The following is a 21,347-nucleotide window of genomic DNA, read 5'->3' as shown; positions in this document are numbered from 1 at the left end:
CCGGGTCTTGTTTGGCTATTATTCTGGCCGTTCCCCTTCATTGAGCAATTTATGTCCTCCGTCGATCTGGGCACGGCCCCCCTTTCCCGCCTCTTCTTGCGTTACGTCACCCCCACGGTGGCCGCCATGCTGGTCACCGGCATCTATGTCACCATAGACGGCATCTTCGTCGGCCATATCCTGGGCCAGGACGGGCTGGCCGGCATGATGCTGGCGTACCCCATCTGCGCCGTGCTCTACGCGGTGGGTGCCCTGATCGGCATGGGATCCTCGTCGCTGGCCTCCTTCTATCTGGGCAAGGGGGAGCAGGCCAGGGCGCGCCACATCGTCGGCAATGCCCTGGTGATGGTGCTCATCGCCTCCGCGCTGCTCGCCTTCATTGGCATTCGTTACGGCAAGGCCATGCTTGTCTGGATGGGGGCGCAGGGGGTCATCTTCGACGCAGGCTTCGCCTATCTGCAGTGGTACGCCTGGCTCGGGGTGTTCGCGGTGCTCTCCATGGCCTTTACCGCCCTGCTGCGCAACGACGGGCGACCCGGCCTCACCACCTGGATCCTGGTGGGGGGCGGCGTGCTCAACGTGCTGCTCGACTACCTGCTGATGGCGGTGATCCCCTGGGGGCTGGCGGGGGCCGCCATCGCGACCATGCTCTCCCAGGCTGTCACCGGGGGCCTGTGCCTGTGGCACTTCTTCACCCCCCGCAGCCAGTTGCGCATTCGCTGGGATACCCTGGTGCCCGACTGGCGGCTGATGGGGGAGACATTGCGACTCGGGGTGTCGAGTTTTCTGATGTACCTCTACCTCTCGGTGGTGCTGGCGCTGCACAACAAGGCGCTGCTCTCGGTAGGCACTTCGCTGCACGTGGCCGCCTATGGGGTCATCAGCTACAGCGAGGCCTTCTTCTATCTCATCTTCGAGGGGATCGCCATGGGCATCCAGCCCATCGCCAGCTTCAATGCCGGGGCGGGCAACTGGGCACGGGTGCTGCGGGTGCGCAACCTGGCATTGGGAGTGACCATGGCGGTGGCACTGTGCGGGATGATCCCGCTGTATCTGTGGCCAGAGGCAGTGGTTTATCTGTTTGCAGGGGACAATGCTGCCCTGTTGCCGGTGGCGACCCTCGGTATCTGGCTCTACTTCTGGGGGCTGCCCATGGAAGGCTTGCTGCTGGTGGGGGCCACCTATTTCCAGGCCATCAACCGGGCCCGCATCGCTTCCCTGCTCACCGGCGGCAAGCTGGTGCTGATCGGCGGTTTCCTGTGGGGCTTCTCCTCCCTGTGGGGAGTGGCCGGTGTCTGGCTGGCGCTGCCCACTTGCAGCACTCTGCTGGTCCTGGTGATGTGGCGGGCGATGAGCAGGGAGGGGCGCCAGCACAGCGCTGCCTGAGATGTGGTCATGCGTCCATGAAAAAGGCAGCCTCGGCTGCCTTTTTCATTCCCTGCCTGTGGGCGGCAGGTCGCCGGCCTCAGGGCTTGAAGGCACCGATAAAGATGGCGGGGTCGACGCGGGCGTCGTTGAGGCTGACGTTCCAGTGCATGTGGGGACCGGTGGCGCGGCCGGTGGCGCCGACCCGGCCGACGATGCCGCCGCGGGGCAGGCTCTGGCCCAGCTTCACGTCCACCTTCGACATGTGACAGAACATGCTGATGAGGCCCTGGCCGTGGTCGACGAACACCGTATTGCCGTTGAAGAAGTAGTTGCCGATGAGGATGACCTTGCCAGCGGCTGGTGCCTTGATGGGAGTGCCGGCTCCGACCGCGAAGTCGAGGCCGGAGTGGGGGTTGCGCTCCTCGCCGTTGAAGAAGCGGCGCAGCCCGAAGGGACTGGAGAGCGGGCCCTGGACCGGCTTGTCAAACAGCAGGTTGCTCGGCTGAGCCGGGCTGAAGGTCTGGTAGGCGCGGGTCTGTTCGGCAAGCTCCCGGTTGATGCGGGTCATGTCTTCGGCCAGCGGATTGACCTGGCGGCTGTTCTTGAGCTTGATGTGCTGCTCACGGTAGTGCTTGGTGCCGACCGTGAAACTCAAGGTGCGGCCATCGCTGGTGGTTACCTGATGGGGGCCGGGCGCGCTCTTGAGCGGGATGCCGACGATGGCGATCCACGTCTTCCCGTCTTCCTGTACCACCAGCACAGGCTTGTCCTGATAGCGCACTGCGGGCGCCTTGGCCCCGCTTCCCAGTGGTACCACGGCCACGCCCCCCGGCACCGGGTGGTTGAGCAGGCGGCTGATAAACCCCGGTTCGGCGTGAAGCGCAGGGCTGCCGAGCAGCAGGAGAAGAAAGAAGAGGCGGCGCATGATGGCTCCATCGGATCAGGGGGAAAGCAAGAGGGGGGAGATAATGCCACATTCTGGCGGTGCTGTCCGTCAACCGTGACCATGGGGTGCATCAGAGGTTGCCTTGTAGAGGGCGGAAATGAGAATTTCATGCTATTTACTAGAGTGTCACTAAAGGTGTCTTTGAATGACACCTACCGCGACAAGGTTGTGAAGCTCTGGCAGGGGTACCGTAGTCGCCAGCGACATCCAGGGATAGATGGAGGTTGTGATGAAGACGAAAGCGCTCTCGATATTCGGACTCGCATTGGCGATCGTGACGATGCCCGCCGTTGCCTTCAACGGGGTCATTACCATCAACGGGGAAGTGACCGCAGGTACCTGTGCCATCGCGGTCAACGGGGGTACAGCATCGGCGACCGTCACCCTGCCCACCGTCAGTACCAATGCCCTCGGCAGCATAGGGCAGACCGCAGGGGCGACCGGTTTCAACCTCGCCCTCACCAGTTGCCCGACTACGGGCTCGGTGCGCGCCTACTTCGAAAACATCGGCGTGGAGCAGACCTCGGGCAATCTCAGCAACAAGGCCGTCGCGTCGGGAGGCAAGAATCCGGCGCAAAACGTGGAAGTGCAGATCCTCTCTGCCAACAGCACGCCCATCGACCTGAGGACCAATACAGGCAACAACGTGCTGGTGAACTTCAGTGCTACCGGCGGGGCAACGCTTTACTACAGCGCCCAGTACATTGCCACCGGGGCCGTTGGTGCGGGTCTGGTCTCGGCAGACCTCATCTACTCTCTGGATTATCACTGAGTCATGCGCCATGAGCTCTTTACTTGCCCACGTTTTCGCCAGGACAAGGAGTGGCTGGTGGTGCTGGTGCCTGCTGCTCCTGCCCTGGTTTAGCTGGGGACATGTGCAGATCTCGGGGACCAGGGTCATCTATCCAGCCAGTGCGCGGGAGGTCACACTGGAGCTGACCAACAAGGGAAGCGCTCCCTCGTTGGTGCAGGTGTGGCTGGACGCCGGTGATCGTCGCATCCGGCCCGGCGCCGAGGCGCTCCCCTTCCTCATCACGCCCCCTATCACCCGCATCGAAGCCCGTCGTGGCCAATCCTTGCGCCTCGCCTATGTGGGAACGGGGCTGCCCCAGGATCGTGAATCCGTGTTCTGGCTCAACGTTCTGGAGGTGCCGCCGAGCGTGAAATCGACCCAGCCGGGCCAGAACATGGTGCAACTCGCCTTTCGTTCCCGGATAAAGCTGTTCTATCGGCCAACTGGGCTGCCGGGCAACGTGGAGCGTGCCGCCCATCAGCTCAGCTGGCGCCTGATCCGCCAGGGGCAAGGCTATGCACTGCAGGCTCACAATCCAAGCCTCTATCACGTCAGCATCAGCAATCTTGAACTGCTGACAGCCCAGTCGAAACGCTACAGCAATCTGAGCGGCGGCATGGTGGTACCGGGTGGCAGCTTCGACTTTCCCGTGGAGCACCTTTCCGGAGCCGTCAATGTCAAGAAGGTGACCTTCCATTGGCTCAACGATTACGGTGCTCGCGAGGTGGGCCAATTCGTCTTCCATTGAGCTCGGTGGATGGCGGCGCTTGCCTGCTCATGAATCTGGTACGCGGCAGCCCTGCCGCGACGTTCAAGATGCCTATCTCATGCCATTTCCCCCCGGATTTATGCTTCCCTGTATCGATTTGTTGGTTGCTTGTGCTGGGGGGATGGGGAGGGATGGTCATGGCCGATGAACCCGTCGCAGAGGTCCCCCCCTCCGCAGAGGTCGAATTTGACAACAGCTTGCTGGACAGTCTGGGGATCAACATCGATCTGGCCCGCTTCTCCCGCGCCGATTTCATTCCTCCCGGTCGCTATTCTCTCGAGATTACCCTCAATGGCCGGGATCGCCTGAATCAGCAGGTGGAGGTGAGAGCAGGGGCGGACCCCGGTACTCCCAGATTCTGTTTTCAGCCCGATCAGTTGACGCAATGGGGTTTGCTCCTCGACAAGCTGCCCGATCAGCCGTCAGTGAAGGCGCAACTGGCACAGGATTGCATCGAGGTCAATGCCCTGGTGCCGGGAGCCGGCTTTACCTTCGACCTTGCCAGCCTGAGCGGTGATCTCAGCCTGCCCCAGGCCTACCTTGGCCGGGTCAGGCGCGATTATGTCGGGCCGGATCAATGGGTACAGGGGATCAATGCCGCCTTCGTCAGTTACAACGCCAATCTGTACTACAACGACCAGGATGACGGGGGCGATCCGGTCAGCAGCAGCGTCAATCTCAACACGGGTCTCAACCTGGGGGCCTGGCGCCTGCGCCACAACGGTTCCTGGCAAGGCACATCTGGCGGGGGGTATCTGCCCCTCAACAGCTATGTGCAGCGGGATGTCACCTCCCGCACGGCCCAGCTCACCCTGGGAGAATATTTCACACCGGGGGACAGCTTCGACAGTGTGCCTTTCACCGGTGTGCAGATCGCCAGCGACGACGCCATGCTGCCCGACTTCGAGCGGGGTTTTGCTCCCGTGGTGCGCGGGGTGGCCCAGAGCAATGCCAGGGTCACCATACGCCAGGGCGATGCCCTCATCTATGAAACCCAGGTGGCGCCGGGGGCCTTCGCCATCGACGACCTCTATGCCACCAGTTTCGCCGGCGACCTGGATGTGACGGTCACGGAGGCAGATGGTAGCGTGCAGCGCTTCACCCTGCCGTTTTCCTCCGTGGTGCAGATGCTGCGACACGACACCTCCCGCTTCAGCCTGACTCTGGGACGTTATCGCAATGATGCCGGACCAGACGGGCCTGATTTTCTGCAAGGCACCTATCGACACGGCCTGTCGGACACCCTGACTCTCTACGGGGGAACCATAGCCGCAAAACAGTATGCCGCTCTGCTGGGGGGGGCGGCCATGGGGTCCGATTACGGCGCCCTGGCCCTCGATGTCACCGGTTCCTGGGCGAGTGATTTACCCTCGGGCGCGGATCTGCCTCCCTCCCTCCCTGTCCGGCCAGAGCTATCGCCTTACCTACAGCAAGCAGATGGATTTGACCCGAACCTACTTCACCCTGGCAGCCTACCGCTTCTCCAGCGAAGGCTATCTCGACCTGAGCGATGTGGCGGCGATGCAGGCTGGCGCACTGGATCGTCTGCAGCGTGAGCGCAATCGCTTCCAGCTCAACATCAACCAGCCCGTGGGGGAGTGGGGTGATTTCTATTTCAATGGCATCCGCCGGGATTACTGGAGCGGTCAGGGGGAGAGCAGCAGCCTTCAGTTCGGTTACAGCCGGGGATTTGACTGGGGCAGTTTGACCTTGTCGGCCAGCCACTCTCTGGAAGAGGGGACTGGCGATCAGTACGTACTGAGCCTGAGTATCCCCATCGGTGACAAGCTGGGGGCTCCGCGCCTTGGTAGTACCCTCTCCTATCAGAAGGGACTGGGGACCAGCACCAGACTGGATCTCAACGGAGGCTCCGGGGATGGGCGCTTCTACTACGGGGTCTATGGGAGCCAGGGGCCTGGGGGAGCTGACAGCACCCGGGGGTATGGGGCCAATGTGCAGTATCAGACGGCGTTCGCCCAGTTGGGACTCAGTACCAGCCAGGGGGAGGGGTATGGCCAGTACGTGGCCTCGGCCAAAGGGACCTTGCTGGTGCATGAAGAGGGCTGGGTGATGGGGCAAACCCAGGGAGAGACCATGGCGCTGGTGGAGGCCAAAGGTGCCCAGGGGGCCAGGGTGAGCCACGGCATCGGCAGCGAGGTGGATGGAGATGGCTATGCGGTGCTGGCCGGGCTAAATCCCTATCGCACCAACGTCATCGGGCTGGACCCGACCGGTTTGCCACTGGATGTGGAGATCGACGGCAGCGCCCGTATGGTGGCCCCCCGCCGGGGCGCCATCGTGAAACTCGCTTATGAGACTCATGTCGGGCAACCACTGCTCATCAAGGCCGAGCGACACGATGGCAGCGCCCCTCCTTTCGGGGCCGACGTGGTCGATGACCGGGGGGGATCGGTGGCCGTGGTCGGGCAGGGAGGGCTTATCTTCGTGCGTGGCGAGCAGGGGACGCTCTACGTCCAGTGGGGGGAGTCAAGCGATGAAGGGTGTCGCCTCGACTATCGGATGCCCCCGCCGGATCCGGCCATGCCCTACCAGCAGGTGGCGGCGCGCTGCATCGACATGGAGACGGGACCATGAACGGCATCCGTGATGACCTGCACTCGCGCGGACGTGGGAGCAGGGTAGGGGTGACAAGCTGTTTTGTTCTGTTCGGGGCCCTCTTGTGGACCCAGGGGGGAGAGGCCGCGATTCGGCTGATGCAGACCCGTCTCGTCCATCAGGGGGGCGAGGCCGCCCTGATGGTTCGCAACGACGGCACCGGACCCAGCCTGATGCAGGCCTGGGTTGACCTGGGAGACGAGCGCCTGGGGCCTGGTGAGGTGGCGACTCCCTTTCTGGTGCTGCCGCCCGTGATGCGACTCGGACCAGGCAGGGGGCAGACACTGAGGGTGATCGGAGGAGAGCAGAACCGGTTGCCCCGGGACAGGGAGTCCCTGTTCTGGCTCAACGTGCTTGGCCTGCCCCCCAAGGTCCATGCCACCGAGGGGAGTGTCCAGCTGGCCTATCGCACCCGTATCAAGCTTTTCTACCGCCCCCCCGGCCTTTCGGGCTCCGTGGCTGGGATGGTCCGCCAGCTGAAGTGGCAGATCCTCTCCGAAGGCGGGCTCGGTGTCACCAATCCGGGCCCCTTCCACATCAGTCTGAGCGAAGTGTTGCTGACGATGGGGGACTGGCAGCTTGCCTGGCGGGAGGGGGGCGTACTGCCACCCTACGGCACTCTGCACCTGCCCATGGGGGTTGTCCCGGCGGGGGCGAGTGGCCGGCTGCGCTGGATAGACGATGAGGGCAGCTATCGTGAGGAGCCCTTCATGCCGCTCAGAAGCCAAGGAGGTCACCATGAGTGATGCAACCGGTCGTCATGGCCCCGACTCCCTGTTGATGGGGGCGCTGTTGCTGGGGGCCGGACTCTGGCCCGGGGAAGGGAACGCGGTGAACGGCCAGTGCACCAGCCCCTTCGTGGCCACCTTGCCGCTCACCGTCAGCGATCTCTATCAGCCAGGTGATACCCGCAGTGCGACCTTCGCCACCACGGGCACGGCCAGTTGTGATTGCATCGGTATCTCTGTCGGGTTGCTGGTGACGGCCTACTACCAGGGCACCACCAGCCTGCCCACCGTCTCCGATCCCCTCGGTACCCTCATCAAGCTCAATTCCTATCTCGGTCTCAAGGTGGAGTTCAATGCGGCGGGGGGATACCAGAGCGTCCCCTTCAACACCACTACCACTGGGCTTCTGAGTGCCTGTGTGGGCGGGCTACTCAATGTCTCCCTGCTGGGGGGGATCAGCGTGAACGGGGGGCGAGCAACCCTGAAACTGCTCAAGGGGATCACGGGCACCCAGACCTTCAGTGGCACCGTGGCCCAGCTGTTCGTGCGACGTGGCAGCCTGCCCGATACCAGTCCGGCCAATGCGTTCAGCACCCTGGCGATGAACATCACAGTCACCTCGACCCCCAGTTGCCAGTTCCCCGCTGGTACCAGCATTCCCATCGATCTGGGCGCCGTGGCCCAGAGCGCCTTCATCGAAGGGGAGATCCCCAGGGGCTATGCGCCACGCAGCGTCAATGTGAGCGTGACCTGCAGCCAGATCCCGAGCGACTACGTGGTGCCGCTGCGCTACAGCTTCTCGGGGGTGCTCGCGAGCGACAACCGCTTCATTACCACCAGCCTGGCCGGTGTCGGGGTGGGCATGGTCGAGCAGGGTGCCCTGACCCCTATTCCATTCGATACCGCCATCGCGGTACCCTACTCGGCGGCGACCCAGGCCACCGACTACAAGGTGAGGCTCTACCCGACCCGGCTGCCGGGCCAGGTAGTACGCACCGGCCCCTACACCGGCACCATCATGGTCACGGTGAGCGTGCCCTGAGGAGACGCCGCTTCGCCCCTATTTTTCGACGAGGTCAATGATGAACAGTGACAGGGCCCTGCGCCACGAACCCAAACGCCATGGCATAGGACAGGGCTGGATCTGGATCCGCACCGGATTCGACATCTTCAACAAGGGGATGGGTGCCAGCGTGGCCATGATAGTGCTCTGGTTTGTGGTAGGCATCGTGCTGGATCAGCTGCCGGCGGGGGGCTTGATCTCCCAGTTGCTCTACATGGTGTGGGGGGCTGGCTGGGTGGCGGTGGCGCGGCGGGGGCACCATGGGGAGGCGCTGCAGTTTGGCGACTTCTTTGCCGGTTTCCGCCATCGGTTGACCCCCTTGATGCTGGGGGGCCTGATGGTGCTCGGCCTCATCATGGGGATCCTGATGATCTGCGTGTTCCTGCTGCACCAGTGGGGACTCACCGGCCTGTTGTCCGCGGATCCGGGCTCCCTGGCGCTGACCCCGGAGCAGGCACAGGGTTTCCTCGTCTGCGCCCTGGTGGGATTGGCACTGTTCGTTCCCGTGCTGATGGCCATCACCTTCGCCCCCGCCCTTATCCTCTTCCATCAGGTCGGGGTCTGGCAGGCAGCCCGGCTCAGCTTCAAGGGATGTCTGCGCAACATGTGGCCCTTCCTCTGGTGGGGGCTGCTCGGGGCCGTGCTGATCTTCTTTGGCGCACTCCTGATGTTGGTGGGCCTGCTGGTGGTGCTGCCTGCCATCAACTACTCCATTTATGCCGCCTATCACGACATCTATCTGGAGGATCAGGAGGCCGAGGAGGGAGAGACCCCGGTCAAGGCATTCGGTTTCGAAGCCTGACCGGCACAGGATGGAGCAAAGAGGGGCCGCGAGGCCCCTTTTTTGTGCGGCTCGCAGGGATCAGAGAGAGGGAGGGGCTTCCTGCCACAGGGGATCGTCCGCCATCCGCTCCACGAGAAAGTCGAGGAAGCTGCGCAGCAGGGGGGACATCTGTTTGCGGGTGCCATAAACGGCATAGACGCCGAGGCGCTTGGGCTGCCAGGGGGTGAGCAGGGGGACCAGGGCGCCACTTGCCAGATGGGGGTGAACCGAGTAGGCGGGTTGCAGGCTGATCCCCGCCCCGTCCAGGGTGGCGGCCAGCAGCAGGTTGGAGATGTTGGCGCTGAGGTTGCCGCTTACCGGGACGGATTCGGGACCATCGGGCCCCAGAAACTCCCACAGGCTCTTGCCGAAATAGGTGTAGGTGAGGCAGTTGTGCAGTGCCAGATCCTGCACCTGCTGGGGCGGAGCATGGCGGGCCAGGTAGGCGGGGCTGGCGCACACCACCGAGTGGCAGGTGCCGAGCCTGCGGGCCACCAGGTTGGGATCGAGGTCGTTGGTGATGCGCAGGGCGAGATCGATTCGCTCCTCCACCAGATTGACCGTCCGGTCCAGCAGCAGGATGTCGATCGCCGTGCCGGGGTAACGGGCCAGGTAGTCGTTCGCCGCCCCGACCAGCAGGGCTTCGGAGAGAGAGTAGCTGCAGGTGATGCGCAGTTGCCCCTTGGGGGCCTCGTCATGGCGGATGGCCAGGTGTTCCATCTCTTCCCCCAGGGCCAGCATGGCTCTGGCCCGGTTCAGCGCCTCTTCTCCCGGCCCGGTCAGGCTCAGCCGGCGGGTGGTGCGGTGCAGCAATCTGGCCCCCATCCAGCGTTCCAACTCGGCCAGGTAGCGCGACACCATGGCGCGGGACATCTCCAGTTTCTCCCCGGCGCCGCTCAGGCTGCCCTGTTCCACCACGCAGACGAAGACCCGCAATGCGGTCAGCCTATCCATCTTGTGCCCCTATATGCTCGATTTGTGCAACAGTGATGCGCCTATTATGCGGTATTTGTATCGATGGTGATGCAATAAACTGCGCTCATTCCATTAATCCACACCGATGAGCGTTATCTGATGAACAACACACTGCGTACCCTGACCCTGACCAGCCTCCTGATGACGGGTTCCGCCTTGGCGGCCCCCCTGACCGTGACCGTCTACAACCCCGGCGAGAAGGCCATCTTCCCCGTCTCCTCCTCACTGGTAGCCGGTGACAAAGAGGCCATCCTGATCGATGCCCAGTTCGACGTGCAACATGGCCAGGCGCTGGTGGACATGATCAAGAAGAGCGGCAAGAAGCTGACCACTGTCTATATCAGTGCCGGTGATCCCGACTTCTACTTCGGTCTGGAACCCGTCATGGCGGCGTTCCCGGATGTCAAAGTGCTGGCCGACCAGCATGTGGTCGACCATATCAAGCAGACCAAGGATGCCAAGCTGAGCTACTGGGGCCCGATCCTGGGCAAGGATGCACCCAAGAGCCTGACCGTGCCGCAAGTGATGACGGCCAGCCACCTGACGCTGGATGGCGAGAAGATTGAAATCAAAGAGATGAACACCCCGAATGCCTACCTCTGGGCCCCTTTCATCAAGACGGCCTTTGGGGGTGTGCCGGTCTACAGCGGCGTGCACGTCTGGATGGCGGACAGCCAGTCCAAGGCTGCTCGCAGCCACTGGGTCAAGGCGCTGAACAACCTGCTGGCGCTGAAACCCGAGCGTGTGGTGCCGGGTCACTTCCTGGGAACTGCGCCCAAGGGTACCGAAGCCGTGACCTTCACCCGTGACTACGTGCAGCGCTTTGAGCAAGAGCTGGCCAAAGCCAAGCACTCCGGCCAGCTGATTGAAGCGCTGAAGAAGGCTTACCCCTCCCTGCCGGTCGACGATGGCCTGGCCATCGGTGCCAAGGTCAATACCGGCGAGATGAAGTGGTAACTCCCTGACGCCTACATCCCTGTGTTTTTTTACCGGGCCCGAGGGCCCGGTTTTTTATCCAGCATTGAAGCGAGAATGATGATGAACGAAGCGCAAACAACCCTCCATTATGTCTATGACCCCCTCTGTGGCTGGTGCTATGGCGCCGCCCCCCTGCTGAAAGCCGCTGCCGAGATCCCGGGTCTTCGCATCGAACTGCATGGGGGGGGCCTCTGGATGGGCGCCAGGCGCCAGGCCATGGGCCAGCCCCTGCGGGACTATGTGCGCCCCCATGACGAGCGCATCCACGCCCTCACCGGACAGCGCTTTGGTGAGCGCTACTTCAACGAGCTTCTGCTCAACGAGTCGCTGCTCCTTGACTCCGAGCCGCCCATTCGCGCCGTTCTGGCGGTGAGCGAGCTTGGCGGCGACGGCCTTGCCTTGTTGCACCGCATCCAGGAGACCCACTACCGGGATGGGGAATGGGTCGGTTCCCCGACACGGTTGGCGGCGCTCGCGCGGGAGCAGGGGCTGACACCGGAGGCATTCGCACTGGCCTTTGGACGGGTCGATCTTGTGGGCCATCTGGCCACAAGCCAGGCGTGGCTGCGCCGGCTCGGCGGGCAGGGGTTCCCGACCCTGGGATTGATGCAAGGGGAGCGCGTCGTTGCGCTGCCTGTCTCCTCCTATCTGGGAGAGCCATCGGCGTTCGCGGATCACATCGCCTCCCTGATGGGGTGAGTCTCTCGCCCATCGCCTGCGGCTGGTCAAAGGAGAGGGCAGACCCGTCTGCGCGCCTCCCTTGTCCCCCGCACCGTTCTTGTGCATGCTATCGGCCTCATTGAACGGCAGGATGCAGTACCTATGAACCTTCGCGATCTCGAATATCTGGTAGCGCTGGAAGAGGAGAAACACTTTCGCAAGGCGGCGGAGCGCTGCTTTGTCAGCCAGCCGACCCTGAGTGGGCAGCTGCGCAAGCTGGAAGATGAACTGGGGGTGATCCTCATCGAGCGCACCTCCCGCAAGGTGCTGTTCACGCCCGCCGGCGATGCCATGGCCCGTCAGGCGCGCAAGGTGCTCAAAGAGGCGCGAGAGCTCAAGAGCATAGGCCAGCGCTTCGCCGAGCCCATGTCCGGCGAGATCCACATCGGTTTCATTCCCACCGTGGGCCCCTATCTGCTGCCCCACATCATCCAGGATCTGCGGGAACACTTCCCCAAGCTGGAGTTCTACCTCTACGAAGATCAGACCCAGGTGCTGCTCAAGCGGCTGGAGGAGGGGGAGCTGGATTGCCTCGTGCTGGCGGAGCTGGAAGGGATGGAGGGGTTTGGCGCCATCCCCCTCTATCAGGAGCCCATGTGGCTGGCCGTGCCCCAGCATCACCCGGAGGCGAGCGCCAAGGCGGTGCCCCTGCACAATCTCAAGGGCAAGAAATTGCTGATGCTGGCCGACGGTCACTGCCTGCGGGATCAGGCGATGGGTTTCTGTTTTGCCGCGGGCATCGGTGAGGATCAGCGCTTCAAGGGCACCAGTCTGGAGACCCTGCGCAACATGGTCGCCGCCGGCAGCGGCATGACGCTGGTGCCCAGACTCGCCGTGCCCGCCAACCCGGAGGAGGGGGGCGTCAGCTATCGCCCGGTGATCAACCCCGTGCCGGGGCGCACCATCTCCCTGCTCTATCGTCACTACTCGGTGCGCCGTCCCTGCTTCAATGAGCTGGCGGCCCGCATCTCGAGTCTGATGAAAGCCCTGCTGGGCTGACGCAGCCCGCTCGTCATCCCGAAACAAAAACCGGCGCCTGGGCGCCGGTTTTTGTTGTTTCCAGGGGGACCTAGAAGATGTCGTCGGTGGAGACGGGACCGTCTGTGGTCGCATCGTCACCGCCATACACCTGGTTGCCATCGGAGATCTGGCTCGCGTAGCGGGTGGGCTCTGTGCCCTCTTTGAAGAACTCCTCCGTGGTACTGCCATCGGCGCGATTGGTCAGCAGACCGGTTTCACGATCGATGCGGACCTGCATGATCCCTTCGGGGACCGGCATCTTGCGTTCGGGCACCTGGTGCAGAGCCGTCTTCATGAAGTCAATCCAGATGGGCTGGGCGGCGCCGCCGCCAAACTCGGCCCGGCCCAGACCGCGCTGGTGATTGTCAAAACCGATCCAGGAGGTGGCCACCAGATTCGGGGTATAGCCGGAGAACCAGGCATCCCGGGATTCGTTGGTGGTCCCCGTCTTGCCCGAGATGTCGTGACGCTTGAGGTCACGGGCTGCCCGCCAGCCGGTACCACGCCAGCCATTGCCACCCCAGATGGCGGTGGTCAGGGTGTCGGTGATGAGGAAGGCGCTCTGGGCACTGATGGTCTGCGGTGCCATGTTGTTGGGCACGACAGGATCGATGGGGCACTGGGCCTTCCAGTCTGCCGTGGTATTGGCATAGGCATCCGCGCTGTCGAGACCGGCGGCGGCCAGCACGCCGCAGTCGCGGCAGGCGGCGGCCGGGTTGGCCTCGAAGAGGGGATTGCCGAAGCTGTCGGTCACTTCGGTGATGAAGTAGGGGGTGACCTGGAAGCCGCCATTGGCCAGCACCGAGTAGCCACGCACCACTTCCAGCGGGGTAAACTCCGCCGCACCCAGCGCCAGGGATTCATTGGCGGAAATGTGATCACGGGCGAAGCCGAAGCGGGTCAGGCCGTCGATATAGGTATCCAGCCCGATGGCGCGCATCAGGCGGACCGACATCACGTTCTTGGACTTGGCAAGGCCGAGGCGCAAGGTGGTCGGCCCTTCATAGATGGCGGGCGAGTTCTTGGGCTGCCACATGGGGCCCTTTGCAGGATCCCACTGGTTGATCGGTGCATCGTTGATGAGGGACGCCAGGGTATAGCCCTGCTCCAGCGCGGTGGCATAGAGGAAAGGCTTGATGTTGGAGCCGACCTGACGACGGGCCTGATCGACCCGGTTGAACTTGGAGAGCTCGAAGCTGAAGCCGCCGACCAGGGCCTCGATGGCGCCGTCTTGCGGGTTCATGGCCACCAGGGCGGCGTTGACGTCGGGGATCTGGGAGAGCAGCAACTCTTCCCCTTTCTCCCTGACCCAGATCTGGGCGCCGACTTTGAGCACATCTCGCGCCGATTTAGGGGCAAAGCCCTGGCGATCGTCGGTGATGAAGGCACGCGCCCACTTGATGCCATTCCAGCCCAGTTCGGCCTGTTTGCCATTCTTGAGCACCAGGGTGGCGCTCTTGTCGCCGAGCTGGGTGACCACGGCGGCCATCAGGGGCTGATAGGTCGGCTGCTTGGCCAGATGGGCCATGATCTGCTCGTAGTCCCAGGCCGTTTCACCGGCTTTCCACAGCAAGGCGGTCGGGCCACGGTAGCCGTGGCGGGTGTCGTAGTCGAAGACACCGTCCAGCAGCGCTTGATGGGCGGCGCGCTGACGCTTGGCTGTGACGGTGGTGTAGACGTGCAGCCCCATGGTGTAGGCATCTTCACCAAACTGCTCCACCATCTTCTGGCGCACCATCTCGCTCAGATAAGGGGCGTTCAGCGTGGTCTCGGCACCGTGAAAACGGGCCTTGACCGGCATCTTGGAGGCTTCGTCATACTGGGCCTGGGTGATTTTGCCGGTTTCCAGCATGCGACCCAGCACCACGTTGCGGCGGGCGAAGGCGCGCTCCGGGGAACGGATCGGGTTCAGCATGGAGGGTGCCTTGGGGAGACCCGCGATGATGGCGATCTCGTCCAGGGTCAGATCCTTGACCTCCTTGCCGAAGTAGACCTGGGCGGCCGCGCCGACCCCGAATGCCCGGTAGCCGAGGGGGATCTTGTTGAGATAGAGGGTGAGGATCTCGTCCTTGGAGAGGTTCTGCTCGATACGCCAGGCGAGGAATACTTCCTTGATCTTGCGTACAAGAGTCTTCTCGTTGCTCAGGAAGAAGTTGCGGGCCACCTGCTGGGTAATGGTACTGGCGCCCTGACGCGCCTGGCCGGAGACGGCCCAGACGGTGGCGGCACGGATGATGCCGATGGGGTCAATGCCCGGGTGCTCATAGAAGCGGGCATCTTCGGTGGCGAGTACGGCATCGATCATGGACTGGGGAATTTCGTCCAGCCGCAGGGGGATGCGACGAATTTCGCCAAACTGGGAGATCAATTCCCCATCCCGGCTGTAGACCTTCATGGGGGTAGCCAGTTTGACATCGCGCAAGGCGCTGACGTCCGGCAACTGGGGCTTGATGTAGAAGTAGATGCCGATGAGGCTGGCAACGCCCAGCACAGCACCCAGCATCATGACAATAAACAGGCGAACGAGCCATTTCAGCATGGAAGAACTACCAATCGTCTTAAAATTAGCCAACGGGCGCAGAGTATAGCCTTTTTACCCTCGCGGATTCGAGGTTTTCCTGTCCGCAAACAGGCGACCCCGAGAAGAGGCGGGAGGGTAGCACTCCAGGGCACAATTACCAAGGGGGCCGCAATCAAGGCCGAAAGGAGAGGGGCGTCAACTTTTGACACAAACTTTATGACATTGATAGATAGAGCATTATATTGAGTTAAGCCGTCACATCATGACGCGCTGTCCTACAATAAGTCCGAAAACCCAATAACGCATGGATGTGTATATGTTTGGGCTATTAAGTAAGGGATCCCTCGTCTCCATGGCGGGCATTGATTTTGGCAGTCAAACCATCAAGGCCGTCACCATCAGCGGACGTCCCGGCAAGGTGCACCTCGGTTCGGTTGCCGAGATCCCCATGCCAAGAGGAACGCTGGTCGACTATCAACTTCAGGACATTGAACGGGTCAGTCAGTCCCTCAAGTCGCTCAAGCGGCTCGTGCAGGGGGATTGCCAGAACGTGGCCACGGCCGTGACCGGTTCCAATGTCATCACCAAGATCATTCAGGTCGATACCAACATCAACGAGAGCGAGCTGGAGAACCAGGTTCACCTGGAGGCTGAGCAGCTCATCCCCTTTCCCCTCGATGAAGTGAGCCTGGATTTTGAAATCCTCGGCATGGCGGGCGAGAACGGGCGTCAGGAGGTCCTGCTCAGTGCCGCGCGGACCGAGAGCGTCAGTGGCCGGGTCAGTGCCCTGACGGAGGCAGGCATGACGACCATGGTGGTGGATGTGGGGGCCCATGCGCTCGGACGCGCCGTGCTGGCCTGCCTGCCCGACCTGCAAACCTCGGAGAAACCGGTTGGCATCGTCGACATCGGTGCCAGCGCCCTGACTTTCGCCGCCCTGCTACGGGGCCAGGTCATCTATTCCCGGTTGCAGAATTTTGGTGGTGATCAATACAGCCAGGCATTGGCCTCTTTTTACAGCATGAGTATGGAAGAGGCGGAACTGGCCAAGCTCCAGGGCTCCCTGCCTGCGGATCATGAGGTGGATGTCCTGTTGCCTCACCTCAGCACCCTGGTGTTGCAGATACGGCGCAACGTGCAGCTGTTTTGCAGCTCTTCGGGGAACAAGGAGCTCTCCAGGCTGGTGCTGACCGGAGGGGGGAGCCTGCTGCCGGGGCTGGCCGGACAAATCGGCAGCGAGCTCAACTGCGAGGTGCTGCATCCCGATCCCTTTGCACTCTTTGGCAAGCCGCAGGGAGAGGGGGGGCTGATTCATGGGGCCAAGTACATGACGGCGCTCGGGCTGGCACTGAGGAGCTTCACACCATGTCAAATATAAACCTTCTGCCCTGGCGGCAGGCTCGGGCGCAGCGTCAGAAGAAACAATTCGGCATCCTGTTCGGTCTGTTCCTGGCGGGGACGGCAGCCATCGCCTTTGCCGCAGACTGGCTGGTGCAGCAGCAGATTAGCTACCAGCAGCAGCGCAATCAGCGGTTGCAGCAGGAGATGGCAACCCTGGACACCCAGCTTGGGGAGATCAGGCTTCTTAAGGAGCGGCGCAAGGAGTTGATTGACCGCATGCAACTCATCGAGCAATTGCAGATGCGCCGCAACATCCCTGTCCGTCTGTTCAATCAGCTGCCGGTGCTGGTCCCCAACGGGGTGTATCTTGATAGTCTTGCTCTGCAAAACAACAAGATAGACGTGAAGGGAAAGACCGAAGCCTATGGCAGGGTAGCCAGCATGATGCGCCGAATCGACGGTTCCGGCTGGCTGACACAATCCCAGCTCAGCACCATCTTCACGGCCGAGGTGGCCCCCATCGCCCTGAGCCAGTTCTCCATGATGTTCCAGATTGCCACGGCGCTACCCAACGCGGCTAAGGGGCAAAAATGAACCTGCAACAACTCAACGACCTGGATCTCAATGACATTGCCCGCTGGCCGCCGATCGCCAAGGGCATCTTTGTCTTCTTCTGCTGTGCTCTGCTTGGTGGGGCACTCTATTACTACGTGATTGCCAATTCCCTGGCGGCCCTGGGTCGTGAAGCCGCAAAAGAGACTGAGCTCAAGGGACAATTCGAGAGCAAGGCCATGCTGGCCGCGAACCTGGAAGCATACAGAAAGCAGATGGTCCAGCTGGAACATCTTGTCGACACCCAGCTCAAACAGCTGCCCAACACCCACGAAGTCGCCGGTTTGCTGGATGACATCAGCTTCATTGCCACCGACAACGGTTTGACATTGAACAGGATCAACTGGGAGCCAGAGGTGAAACACGAGTTCTCCACCGAGCTGCCCATGCGCATCGAGGTCGTGGGCACCTATCACGAGCTTGGCAAGTTCACGGCGGACATGGCTGCTTTGCCGCGCATCGTGATCCTGGATTCTTTCCAGCTCAGCCAGGGGAAGGGCGGTGAGCTGATCGGTATGTCCATGCAGGCCAAGACCTACAAGTACAACGGCAAAACCGTGGAGAAAAAGCCATGAGCATGAGAGCGGGCGTACTTCTCTTGTCGGCGCTGCTGTTGACGGCCTGTGGGGGACAGGAGGACATGGATGAGTATGTCAAACAGACCAAGGCCAGAAAGCCGGTACCGATCGAACCTTTGCCGGAGATAAAGCCCTTCTCGCCCATGGTCTATCAACGCAGCGATCAGCGCAGTCCGTTCATTGCACCCCAGCCGGAAACCAGTTCCAGGCTGGATGCCAAGGCCAAGCCGGACTGTGCCCAGATAGTGGCCAATCGGGAAAAGGAGGTGCTGGAACGCTACTCGCTTGCCAGCCTGAGCATGAAAGGCTCCATCGGCAAGCAGGGGCAGTTGTGGGCATTGATCAAAACCCCGGACGGGCAAGCCGTGCGCGTCGGGCTCAATCAGCACATGGGGCTGGATCAGGGCAGGGTCATCAAGATAACGAACACGCATGTTGACTTGATGGAGACGGTACCGGATGGCAAAGGATGCTGGGTCACCCGAGAAACCCAGCTGGCCATGGCCAATCTCGACGCAAAACTATGATCAGGGATGATCAGGGATGAGCAGAGATGAGAACAACAATAAGAAGGATGACCGGTGTGGCGCTGCTTTGGCTGGGCGGATGCACTCAGGTGTGGGCAGTACCCGCGTTGCAGGAGGTCAAGGTGAATCCCCTGCTGGCCGATCAACTCCTGCTGGAGCTCAGCTTCAGCGAACCGGTCAGCGGTTTTACGGACAGGTTGACCTATGAACCCAATCAGCTTCTGCTGCACGTACCCGGGGCCATCGGTGCCCTGACGGTCAATCCCCTGCCCATCAAGCAGCAAGGGGTGAACAACCTCCTGGTGGAGGGGAAGGGGCAGGGGCTCGACATCAAGATCGCCCTCGATCAGCTCACCCCCTATCAGGTCCATCAACAGGGCAATAAATTGCTGGTGGCGCTGGGAGACAAGGCAGGGCAGCCGGTCGCTTCCTCGGCGGCGCCTGTTGCAGCCAGCCAGTCTGCGCTCGTCAGAAGCCAGCCGGTGACTCAGTCTGCATTGATTGACACCCAGCGAGTTGCCCAGAACCAGTCCCAGTATCAGGCTCAGCCTGCCGTGGCTGCCACGCCTACCGTGGCTCCTTCGCCCGTTGCCCCCGGCAAGCCGGTGTTGTCCGTGTCTCAGGCAAACATGGGGGGCGCCTACTTCAACTCGGTCAAGGGCGTGGATTTTCGCCGTGGCAAGGAGGGGCAGGGGGAGTTCCTCGTGACGCTGGACAACAGTTCGGCGGCGGTGGATGTCAGCAGCCGTGGTCAGAAAGTGCTGGCCAAGTTCCACGGTACCCGGGTGCCTGATGATCAGCTCAACCTCATCAATGTGCAGGACTTCGCTACCCCGGTCTCCCAGGTGGAGGTGTTCCGCCAGGGCAATGACACCCTGTTCGAGCTCTCGGTGAACGGCCAGTTTGACTACCGTTACGATCAGGCCGACAAGATGTTCATCATCGAGGTGAAAAAACGGGTGGCCACCACGGCGGCGAAGCAGTACCAGGGCAAGCCCATCTCATTGAACTTCCAGGATATTCCTGTTCGTACCGTGTTGCAGATCATCGCCGATTTCAACAATCTGAATCTGGTGACCACGGACTCGGTCTCCGGCAACATCACGCTGCGTCTCGATGGCGTGCCCTGGGAGCAGGCGCTGGACATCATCCTCAAGGTCAGAGGGCTGGACAAACGGCTGGACAACAACATCCTGCTGGTGGCACCGGCGGACGAGATTGCCGCTCGCGAGAAACAGCAGATGGAGAGCCGCAACCAGGTGGCGGATCTCGCTCCCCTCTACACCGAGTATCTGCAGATCAACTATGCCAAGGCATCGGAAGTGGCGGCCCTGCTCTCCTCCGAGAGCACCAAGCTGCTCTCCCCCAGAGGGGCGGTCAGCGTGGATGAACGTACCAATGTGCTGGTGGTCAAGGACACGGCGGATGTCATCAGCAACGTCAAGCGGATGCTGGATATCCTCGATATCCCGGTCAAGCAGGTGGTGATCGAGGCGCGCATGGTGACCATTGATGATGGTTTCGATGAGGCACTGGGGGTGCGCTGGGGTGTGACCAAGACAGACGGTCATGGCAACGGCACCTCGGGCACCATAGAGGGTAATGATGGCGCCGGAAACAATGATGGCAGTTCCACCATCACTCGCCCCAACGTAGAAGACAGACTCAACGTCAACCTGCCGGTGACCAACGCGGCCGGCACCCTGGCGTTCCAGGTTGCCCGTCTTGCCAATGGCACCCTTTTGGATCTTGAACTCTCAGCGCTGGAAAAGGAGAGCAAGGCCGAGATCATCGCCAGTCCGCGTGTCACCACGGCCAACCAGAAGCCGGCCCTGATCGAGCAGGGGACCGAGATCCCCTATGTGGAGTCCTCTTCGAGCGGGGCGACCTCGGTCACCTTCAAGAAGGCGGTGCTGAGCCTCAAGGTCACACCGCAGATCACCCCGGACAACAGGGTGATCCTGGACTTGACCGTGACTCAGGATACCAAGGGGGAAACCGTGCCGACCGGGACCGGGGATGCGGTGTCCATCAACGCCCAGTCCATCACCACCCAGGTGTTGGTCAACAACGGTGAAACTCTGGTGCTTGGCGGCATCTATCAACAGACCATCAAGAGCGATGTCAGCAAGGTGCCGCTGCTGGGGGATATCCCCGGGTTGGGCTATCTGTTCAAGAAAACCACCAGTGAAAACAAGAAGCGTGAACTGCTGATCTTCGTGACCCCGAGGATAGTGACCGACGCCCTCTGAAAACTTTACTTGTGAGAGTAAAACACATATAACCTTACGCCCCGATGAGGCTGGGGCGTAAGGGCTGCGGTTGCCAGTCCTGGTTTCTACTGAGATAATCCCCCTCCTGATCCAACGCAAGATAAGGTTCATAGGTACCCCGGTCGAGTGTTTACCGGGGCCATACAGTTTGTAATTACTAACGAAAAGACATGGCTGAGAAACGCAATATTTTCCTGATAGGTCCCATGGGTGCGGGCAAGAGCACCATAGGTAGACATCTGGCAGAACAACTGCACATGGAGTTTTTCGACTCAGATCATGAGATTGAGCGCCGCAGTGGTGCCGATATCGGCTGGGTGTTCGATGTTGAAGGCGAAGAAGGTTTCCGGATCCGCGAAGAGAAGGTGATCGGTGAGCTCGCCGAACAGCAGGGTATCGTGCTGGCAACGGGTGGCGGTGCCATCAAGAGCCGTGAAACCCGCAACAAACTCTCCGCACGCGGCATCGTGGTCTACCTCGAAACCACCATTGAAAAGCAATTGGCGCGAACCCAGAGAGACAAGCGTCGTCCCTTGCTGCAAACCGAAGAGCCGCCCCGTGAAGTGCTTGAGCGTCTTGCGCAAGAGCGCAACGCCCTGTACGAAGAGGTTGCCGATTTTGTCATCCAGACGGATGACCAGAGTGCCAAAGTTGTCGCTAATCAAATCGTCAAGTTGATTGGTATGTAATTCATTA

General features: G+C 61.7%; 20 protein-coding genes. 17 read left to right on the top strand and 3 right to left on the bottom strand.

Annotated elements, in window-relative coordinates; all coding sequences use genetic code 11:
* Nucleotides 1-51: 51 nt before the first annotated feature.
* The gene (locus tag H7R73_RS17145) at nucleotides 52-1,386 is read left to right on the top strand and encodes an MATE family efflux transporter (protein ID WP_103259698.1); all 1,335 of its coding nucleotides are present in this window, start codon (nucleotides 52-54) and stop codon (nucleotides 1,384-1,386) included.
* A 79-nt stretch (nucleotides 1,387-1,465) separates the two neighbouring features.
* Here the strand turns inward: H7R73_RS17145 and H7R73_RS17140 are convergent, their stop codons facing one another.
* Nucleotides 1,466-2,293: a M23 family metallopeptidase gene (locus tag H7R73_RS17140; protein WP_039039573.1), complete on the bottom strand. Its 828-nt coding sequence runs from the start codon at nucleotides 2,291-2,293 to the stop codon at nucleotides 1,466-1,468.
* 250 nt (nucleotides 2,294-2,543) lie between these two features.
* Here H7R73_RS17140 and H7R73_RS17135 point away from each other — a divergent pair, with 250 nt between their 5' ends.
* From H7R73_RS17135 to H7R73_RS17110, 7 genes are all read left to right on the top strand, one after another.
* Nucleotides 2,544-3,086 carry a fimbrial protein gene (locus tag H7R73_RS17135; RefSeq protein WP_041215630.1) on the top strand — a complete coding sequence of 181 codons (543 nt, stop codon included), beginning with the start codon at nucleotides 2,544-2,546 and terminating at the stop codon, nucleotides 3,084-3,086.
* 10 nt (nucleotides 3,087-3,096) lie between these two features.
* A complete protein-coding gene (locus H7R73_RS17130) occupies nucleotides 3,097-3,855 on the top strand; it encodes a fimbria/pilus periplasmic chaperone (protein ID WP_052455395.1) in 759 nt (252 codons plus the stop codon).
* A gap of 158 nt (nucleotides 3,856-4,013) precedes the next feature.
* Nucleotides 4,014-5,432 carry a fimbria/pilus outer membrane usher protein gene (locus H7R73_RS17125; protein ID WP_269475228.1) on the top strand — a complete coding sequence of 473 codons (1,419 nt, stop codon included), beginning with the start codon at nucleotides 4,014-4,016 and terminating at the stop codon, nucleotides 5,430-5,432.
* Nucleotides 5,320-6,471, top strand: a complete 1,152-nt coding sequence (locus H7R73_RS24420) for a fimbria/pilus outer membrane usher protein (protein ID WP_269475227.1) — start codon at nucleotides 5,320-5,322, stop codon at nucleotides 6,469-6,471. The genes H7R73_RS17125 and H7R73_RS24420 overlap by 113 nt, the downstream gene beginning before the upstream one ends.
* Before the next feature lie 119 nt (nucleotides 6,472-6,590).
* A complete protein-coding gene (locus H7R73_RS17120) occupies nucleotides 6,591-7,238 on the top strand; it encodes a fimbrial biogenesis chaperone (RefSeq protein ID WP_232090076.1) in 648 nt (215 codons plus the stop codon).
* Nucleotides 7,231-8,262 carry a fimbrial protein gene (locus H7R73_RS17115; RefSeq protein WP_223955674.1) on the top strand — a complete coding sequence of 344 codons (1,032 nt, stop codon included), beginning with the start codon at nucleotides 7,231-7,233 and terminating at the stop codon, nucleotides 8,260-8,262. The genes H7R73_RS17120 and H7R73_RS17115 overlap by 8 nt, the downstream gene beginning before the upstream one ends.
* 40 nt (nucleotides 8,263-8,302) lie before the next feature.
* Nucleotides 8,303-9,085 carry a BPSS1780 family membrane protein gene (locus H7R73_RS17110; RefSeq protein WP_045525644.1) on the top strand — a complete coding sequence of 261 codons (783 nt, stop codon included), beginning with the start codon at nucleotides 8,303-8,305 and terminating at the stop codon, nucleotides 9,083-9,085.
* A gap of 60 nt (nucleotides 9,086-9,145) precedes the next feature.
* Here the strand turns inward: H7R73_RS17110 and H7R73_RS17105 are convergent, their stop codons facing one another.
* On the bottom strand, nucleotides 9,146-10,060 hold the full coding sequence (locus H7R73_RS17105; RefSeq protein WP_029314115.1) for a LysR family transcriptional regulator: 915 nt from the start codon (nucleotides 10,058-10,060) through the stop codon (nucleotides 9,146-9,148).
* 120 nt (nucleotides 10,061-10,180) lie between these two features.
* Here H7R73_RS17105 and H7R73_RS17100 point away from each other — a divergent pair, with 120 nt between their 5' ends.
* The 3 genes from H7R73_RS17100 to oxyR all read left to right on the top strand — a co-directional run bounded on the left by H7R73_RS17100 (nucleotide 10,181) and on the right by oxyR (nucleotide 12,778).
* The gene (locus tag H7R73_RS17100) at nucleotides 10,181-11,038 is read left to right on the top strand and encodes a Vmh family MBL fold metallo-hydrolase (protein ID WP_103259701.1); all 858 of its coding nucleotides are present in this window, start codon (nucleotides 10,181-10,183) and stop codon (nucleotides 11,036-11,038) included.
* Nucleotides 11,039-11,113: 75 nt separating this feature from the next.
* Nucleotides 11,114-11,758: a DsbA family protein gene (locus H7R73_RS17095; RefSeq protein ID WP_103259702.1), complete on the top strand. Its 645-nt coding sequence runs from the start codon at nucleotides 11,114-11,116 to the stop codon at nucleotides 11,756-11,758.
* A gap of 123 nt (nucleotides 11,759-11,881) precedes the next feature.
* Nucleotides 11,882-12,778 carry a DNA-binding transcriptional regulator OxyR gene (gene oxyR / locus H7R73_RS17090; RefSeq protein ID WP_182951336.1) on the top strand — a complete coding sequence of 299 codons (897 nt, stop codon included), beginning with the start codon at nucleotides 11,882-11,884 and terminating at the stop codon, nucleotides 12,776-12,778.
* Nucleotides 12,779-12,848: 70 nt separating this feature from the next.
* Here oxyR and H7R73_RS17085 read toward each other — a convergent pair whose 3' ends face one another.
* A complete protein-coding gene (locus H7R73_RS17085; protein ID WP_103259703.1) occupies nucleotides 12,849-15,338 on the bottom strand; it encodes a penicillin-binding protein 1A in 2,490 nt (829 codons plus the stop codon).
* Between the two features lie 298 nt (nucleotides 15,339-15,636).
* Here H7R73_RS17085 and tapM point away from each other — a divergent pair, with 298 nt between their 5' ends.
* The 6 genes from tapM (at nucleotide 15,637) to aroK (ending at nucleotide 21,340) form a co-directional block, all read left to right on the top strand.
* Entirely contained in the window at nucleotides 15,637-16,698 is a 1,062-nt protein-coding gene (tapM, locus tag H7R73_RS17080) for a PilM family type IVa pilus assembly protein TapM (protein ID WP_048207146.1), read from the top strand.
* Complete coding sequence (gene tapN, locus H7R73_RS17075) at nucleotides 16,686-17,255, top strand: PilN family type IV pilus biogenesis protein TapN (protein ID WP_048207147.1); 570 nt, start codon at nucleotides 16,686-16,688, stop codon at nucleotides 17,253-17,255. Before tapM ends, tapN begins: the two co-directional genes overlap by 13 nt.
* On the top strand, nucleotides 17,252-17,848 hold the full coding sequence (gene tapO / locus H7R73_RS17070; RefSeq protein ID WP_041212566.1) for a PilO family type IV pilus biogenesis protein TapO: 597 nt from the start codon (nucleotides 17,252-17,254) through the stop codon (nucleotides 17,846-17,848). The genes tapN and tapO overlap by 4 nt, the downstream gene beginning before the upstream one ends.
* A gap of 2 nt (nucleotides 17,849-17,850) precedes the next feature.
* Nucleotides 17,851-18,378 (top strand): pilus assembly protein PilP, encoded by a 528-nt coding sequence (locus tag H7R73_RS17065; protein WP_039039609.1) that lies wholly within the window; start codon nucleotides 17,851-17,853, stop codon nucleotides 18,376-18,378.
* 26 nt (nucleotides 18,379-18,404) lie between these two features.
* Nucleotides 18,405-20,630, top strand: coding sequence for a type IV pilus secretin PilQ (locus tag H7R73_RS17060; protein WP_039039581.1), 2,226 nt, complete (start codon nucleotides 18,405-18,407; stop codon nucleotides 20,628-20,630).
* A gap of 191 nt (nucleotides 20,631-20,821) precedes the next feature.
* Nucleotides 20,822-21,340: a shikimate kinase AroK gene (gene aroK, locus H7R73_RS17055; RefSeq protein WP_010673824.1), complete on the top strand. Its 519-nt coding sequence runs from the start codon at nucleotides 20,822-20,824 to the stop codon at nucleotides 21,338-21,340.
* The last annotated feature ends 7 nt before the right edge of the window (nucleotides 21,341-21,347 follow it).

Origin of the sequence: Aeromonas sp. WP2-W18-CRE-05, assembly GCF_014168615.1 — a bacterium.
Classification (GTDB): Bacteria; Pseudomonadota; Gammaproteobacteria; order Enterobacterales; family Aeromonadaceae; genus Aeromonas; species Aeromonas caviae.
Note: the sequence above shows the minus strand (reverse complement) of the source record. Positions and strands in the feature narration are given on the sequence as shown.